Raw genomic sequence first — 5,465 nt, 5'->3', positions numbered from 1 at the left:
CGCGACCCCGCTCGCGGCGACCGTATGGGCGTACGACCTCGTCCTCAAGCGCACCCCGGCCGGCCCCGTCGCCATGGCGGCGGCCCGCGGCCTCGACCTGCTGCTCGGCGCGGCGGCCACCCGCCCGGCGCCCGGAACGGTTCGCCGGGCCCTGCCCTCCGCCGCCCTGCTGGGCGCCCACACCCTGGCACTCACCACGGTCTCCCGGCACGAGACGACCGGCGGAGACGCACTGCCCCCGCTCGCCGCGCTGGCGACCACGGGCACGCTCGGGCTCCTGCTGTCGCGTGAACTCCCGTCGGGCCGGGGTGCCGCACCCGCCCCCGGCCCGACGGGCGGCACCGCCGTCCGGCACCGGGGGAGCCGGGCCCGCCGCCCGGTCCGGCCCCCGCTGGGCACCGTGCTCAGCGCCGCCTACACGGCCCTGGCCGCCCGCGCCTACCTGCACGCCGCCCTCAACCCGTCACCCCCGCTCACCCAGCGAGCCGTCGGCGGCGGCATCCGCGCGACCATCCCCCTCCAGGCGGCCCTCTGCGCCCGCGCCGGCGCCTCCGTCACCGCGCTGTGCACCGCCGCGCTCGCCCCGCTCGCGGCGCGGTTCTCCAGGAAGGTGAGCGTCACATGACCGCCCTCCGCTTCGGCTACGGCACCAACGGCCTGACCGACCTGCGGCTGGACGACGCCCTCGCCCTGCTCGCCGACCTCGGCTACGACGGCGTCGGCCTGACCCTCGACCACATGCACCTGGACCCGCTCGCCCCGGGCCTCGCCGACCGCACGCGCCGCGTCGCGAAGAGGCTGGGCGAGCTGGGCCTCGGCGTCACCGTGGAGACCGGCGCCCGCTACGTCCTCGACCCGCGGCGCAAGCACGGGCCCACGCTGCTCGACCCGGACCCGCGGGCCCGCGCCCGCCGCGTGGACCTGCTCCTGCAGGCGGTGCGGGTGGCGGCCGACCTCGGGGCGCACGCCGTGCACTGCTTCAGCGGAATCGTTCCGCCGACGGTCACCGAACCGGGCACGGCATGGCAATGGCTGGCAGCCTCCCTCACTCCCGTGCTGGAGGCCGCGAGCACCGCCGGGGTCCCGCTCGCCGTCGAACCCGAGCCCGGGCACCTCCTCTCCACCCTCGCCGACTTCCACCACCTGCGCGGCCTCCTCGGTGACCCTCCCGCCCTCGGGCTCACCCTCGACATCGGCCACTGCCAGTGCCTGGAGCCGCTGGCGCCCGAGGACTGCGTGCGCGAGGCCGCGCCCTGGCTGCGGCACGTCCAGATCGAGGACATGCGGCGCGGTGTGCACGACCATCTCCCGTTCGGAGAGGGCGAGATCGACTTCCCGCCGGTCCTCGCGGCCCTCGCCGCCACCGGCTACCAGGGCCTGACGGTCGTGGAACTGCCCCGCCACTCCCACGCCGGTCCCCACCACGCGAAGACCTCACTGCAGTTCCTCCACCAGGCCGTCGGCACCGCCCCTGCCGCCGTGCCGGACCCCGCGCCGGAAGGGAGCGGACCGTGAACCACCGCCTCACGAGGAGCCCGCTGCCAGGTCCGGCCGTCGGCGTAGGCGTGGTCGTCTCGGCCGGAGGGAGAGCGTCGTGAACCGCTGCCACGCGCAGACCGCGCTTCTGGGCTCAGCCGTCCACGCACCTTTGTCGCCGCCGGAGGAGAGCCGTCGAGACGCCGTGTGCGTGGTGCGCCGCCTGCCCCGCGCGCTCGTCGCCGTCGCCGTGCTGGAAGGGAGTGTGGCTTGAACCTCCACCTCACCGTGTCCGCGTCACCGTCCCCGGTGCGCGCCGCCACCACCGTCCCTGTCGCCGTGCCCGAAGGGAGCACCCCGTGACCCATGCGAGCGTCGCAGCGGCGCCCTCCCCGGACGCCCTGCGCGAGTGTCTCGACGCGCACCTCGATCCGGCCGCCCGGGACTGGTTTTGGCGAGCCCTGGCCGAAGCCGCCGGCGCCCCGGGCGGCCGCGGCCCGATCTCCGTGTGGGAACTGCGGCTCGCGGAGGCCGGGCGTCGCTGCGGCAGCCGGCAGGCCGATGCGGCCCGCGTGCTGATCCTGCACGCGGCCCACGCCGACACCGCCGCCCTCACCCGGGTCTACCGGCAGGGCACGGCTGCCGAACGCCGTGCCGTGCTGCTCGCCCTCCCCCACCTCGTGCCGGGCCCCGAGGCGCTCCCCCTGGTCGAGGACGCCCTGCGCACCAACGACACCCGGCTGATCGCCGCCGCCGTCGGCCCCTACGCCGCCCGCCACCTGGACGCGCACGGCTGGCGGCACGCGGTTCTCAAGTGCCTGTTCACCGGCGTCCCCGTGGACGCGGTGGCCGGCCTCACCGAGCGCGCCCAGGCCGATGCCGAACTCGCCCGGATGCTCGGGGACTTCGCGGCCGAGCGCACGGCGGCCGGCCGCCCCGTCCCCAGCGGCCTGTACCGCGTGCTGGCCCTGGTCACCGCGCAGACCCGCAAGGAGTCCTGATGCGCCTGTTCGACCCGCACATCCATATGACGTCCCGGACCACCGACGACTACGAGGCCATGCGGGCCGCCGGCATCCGCGCGGTGGTGGAGCCCTCGTTCTGGCTCGGCCAGCCCCGCACCTCGCCCGGCTCCTTCCTCGACTACTTCGACTCACTGCTCGGCTGGGAGCCGTTCCGCGCGGCTCAGTACGGCATCGCCCATCACTGCACGCTCGCCCTCAACCCCAAGGAGGCCAACGACCCGCGCTGCGCGCCCGTCCTGGACGAACTGCCCCGCTATCTCGTCAAGGACCAGGTCGTCGCGGTCGGCGAGATCGGCTACGACTCGATGACGCCCGCCGAGGACAAGGCCCTCGCGGCACAGCTCCAGCTCGCCGCCGACCACGGCCTGCCCGCGCTCGTGCACACCCCGCACCGCGACAAGCTCGCGGGCCTGCGCCGCACCCTCGACGTCGTCCGCGAGTCGGCCCTGCCCGTGGACCGCGTCCTGGTCGACCACCTCAACGAGACGACCGTCAAGGAGGCCAAGGACAGCGGCTGCTGGCTGGGCTTCTCCGTCTACCCCGACACCAAGATGGACGAGCGGCGGATGGTGGAGATCCTGCGGGCCTTCGGACCCGAGAAGGTGCTCGTGAACTCCGCCGCGGACTGGGGCCGCAGCGACCCGCTGAAGACACGCGCGGTGGCCGGCCTGATGCTGGCCGAGGGCTTCACCGAGGACGACGTCGACCGGGTCCTGTGGCGCAATCCGGTCGCCTTCTACGGGCTCAGCGGCCGCCTGGACCTGGAGGTCGCGCGGCCCGAGGCCACCCACGGGGGCAACTCCCTCGCCCGAGGCGGGGAGTGAGCGATGCGTTTCCGGCACCCCGACGGTTCGACCGTCCACCTCGCCTACTGCACCAACGTCCACACCGCCGAGACCCTCGACGGCGTCCTCGCCCAACTGCGCGACCACTGCGAACCGGTCCGCCGCCGGCTCGGCCGCGACCGCCTCGGCATCGGCCTGTGGCTCGCCCACGACGCCGCCCGCGCCGTGGACGCCGACCCGTCCGCGCTGCGCGCCCTGCGCCGCGCACTCGACCGGCGCGGCCTGGAGGTCGTGACCCTCAACGCCTTCCCGTACGAGGGTTTCGGCTCCGACGAGGTCAAGTACCGCGTGTACAAGCCCGACTGGGCGGACCCCGAGCGCCTGGAGTACACCACCGCCCTGGCCCGGATCCTCGGCGCGCTGCTGCCAGACGACGTCACCGAGGGCAGCGTCTCCACCCTGCCGCTGGGCTGGCGCACCGGCTGGACCGCCGACCGCGCCCGCACCGGCCGCGAGGCCCTGCGCACCCTCGGCGCCCGCCTGGACGCGCTGGCGGAGCTGACCGGCCGCTCGATCCGCGTCGGCCTGGAACCCGAGCCCGGGTGCACCGTGGAGACCACCCGCGACGCCCTGGCCCCGCTCACCGCCGTCGGCCACCCCCGCGTCGGTGTCTGCGTCGACACCTGCCACCTCGCCACGTCCTTCGAGGACCCGCACACCGCGCTGGACGGTCTGGCCGCCGCACGGATCCCCGTCGTGAAGGCGCAGCTGTCGGCCGCCCTGCACGCCGAACACCCCGACCGCCCCGAAGTCCGGCATGCCCTGGCCGCGTTCGCCGAGCCCCGCTTCCTGCACCAGACCCGCACTCCCACACCCGTCGGCCTGCGCGGCACCGACGACCTCCCGGAGGCCCTGACCGGCGACGCCCTCCCCGCGACGGCACCGTGGCGCGCCCACTTCCACGTACCGCTGCACGCCGACCCCGACGGACCCCTGACCGCCACGCTCCCGGTGCTGCGCGCCGCCCTCACCCGCCTCGTCGGCGGCCCCCGCCCGCTCACCCGCCACCTGGAGGTCGAGACGTACACCTGGCAGGCACTCCCGCCCGGCCTGCGCCCCCGCGGCCGGGACCGGCTCGTGGACGGCATCGCCGCCGAACTCGCCCTCGCCCGCGACCTGCTGACCGACCTCGGCCTGAAGGAGCTGCCATGACCGGGCCCACCCCGCTGCTGGTCCTGGACGTCGTCGGCCTCACCCCCCGGCTCCTCGCCCACATGCCACACCTCAGGGCACTCGCCGACACCGGCTCCCTGGCCCACCTCGGCACCGTCCTGCCCGCCGTCACCTGAGCCGCCCAGTCCACCTTCCTCACCGGCACGCTCCCCGCCGAACACGGCATCGTCGGCAACGGCTGGTACTTCCGCGAGCTCGGCGACGTCCTCCTGTGGCGCCAGCACAACGGGCTCGTCGCCGGCGACAAGATCTGGGACGCGGCCCGCCGTGCGCACCCCGGTTACACGGTCGCCAACATCTGCTGGTGGTACGCCATGGGCGCCGACACCGACATCACCGTCACCCCCCGCCCCGTCTACTACGCGGACGGCCGCAAGGAACCCGACTGCTACACCAGGCCACCCGCCCTGCACGACGAACTCACTGAGAAATTCGGCACGTTCCCCCTCTTCCGCTTCTGGGGACCGGGCGCCGACCTGGTCTCCAGCCAGTGGATCATCGACGCCACCCGGCACATCCTGCACACCCGCCGCCCCGACCTGGCGCTCTGCTACCTCCCGCACCTCGACTACGACCTCCAGCGCTACGGCCCCGACGACCCGCGCTCCCTGAAGGCCGCCACCGACCTGGACGCCGCCCTGGCCCCGCTGCTCGACGACGCCCGGGCGGAAGGCCGTACCGTCGTCGTCCTGTCCGAATACGGCATCACCAGGGTGAGCAGGTCCGTCGACATCAACCGCGCCCTGCGCCGTGCGGGCCTGCTGGAGGTCCACACCCAGGACGGCATGGAGTACCTGGACCCGATGGCGTCCCGCGCCTTTGCCGTCGCCGACCACCAGATCGCCCACGTGTACGTCCGCCGGCCCGAGGACCTGGCCGCCGCCCGCGCCGCCCTCGACGGCCTGCCCGGCATCGAGCGACTCCTCGACGATGAGGGCAAGAAGGC

5 protein-coding genes and 2 pseudogenes are annotated in these 5,465 nt (G+C 74.8%); all 7 read left to right on the top strand.

Going from position 1 to position 5,465, the window contains the following annotated elements:
* Positions 1-625 (top strand): annotated as a pseudogene (locus ACWEN3_RS40240) (SCO3242 family prenyltransferase); the annotation flags it as partial.
* A complete protein-coding gene (locus ACWEN3_RS40235) occupies positions 622-1,515 on the top strand; it encodes a sugar phosphate isomerase/epimerase family protein (RefSeq protein ID WP_452981822.1) in 894 nt (297 codons plus the stop codon). The pseudogene ACWEN3_RS40240 and the gene ACWEN3_RS40235, both read left to right, overlap by 4 nt.
* 79 nt (positions 1,516-1,594) lie before the next feature.
* A complete protein-coding gene (locus ACWEN3_RS40230; RefSeq protein WP_452981819.1) occupies positions 1,595-1,750 on the top strand; it encodes a hypothetical protein in 156 nt (51 codons plus the stop codon).
* A gap of 85 nt (positions 1,751-1,835) precedes the next feature.
* Positions 1,836-2,477 carry an EboA domain-containing protein gene (locus ACWEN3_RS40225; protein ID WP_452981817.1) on the top strand — a complete coding sequence of 214 codons (642 nt, stop codon included), beginning with the start codon at positions 1,836-1,838 and terminating at the stop codon, positions 2,475-2,477.
* On the top strand, positions 2,477-3,325 hold the full coding sequence (locus ACWEN3_RS40220; RefSeq protein ID WP_452981814.1) for a TatD family hydrolase: 849 nt from the start codon (positions 2,477-2,479) through the stop codon (positions 3,323-3,325). The genes ACWEN3_RS40225 and ACWEN3_RS40220 overlap by 1 nt, the downstream gene beginning before the upstream one ends.
* 3 nt (positions 3,326-3,328) lie before the next feature.
* A complete protein-coding gene (eboE, locus tag ACWEN3_RS40215; RefSeq protein ID WP_452981811.1) occupies positions 3,329-4,498 on the top strand; it encodes a metabolite traffic protein EboE in 1,170 nt (389 codons plus the stop codon).
* Positions 4,495-5,465 (top strand): annotated as a pseudogene (locus ACWEN3_RS40210) (alkaline phosphatase family protein); the annotation flags it as partial. The gene eboE and the pseudogene ACWEN3_RS40210, both read left to right, overlap by 4 nt.

It is taken from the genome of Streptomyces sp. NPDC004561, assembly GCF_053602155.1.
The sequence above is the reverse complement of the archived record's forward strand: the minus strand, read 5'-3'. Positions and strand labels throughout refer to the sequence as shown.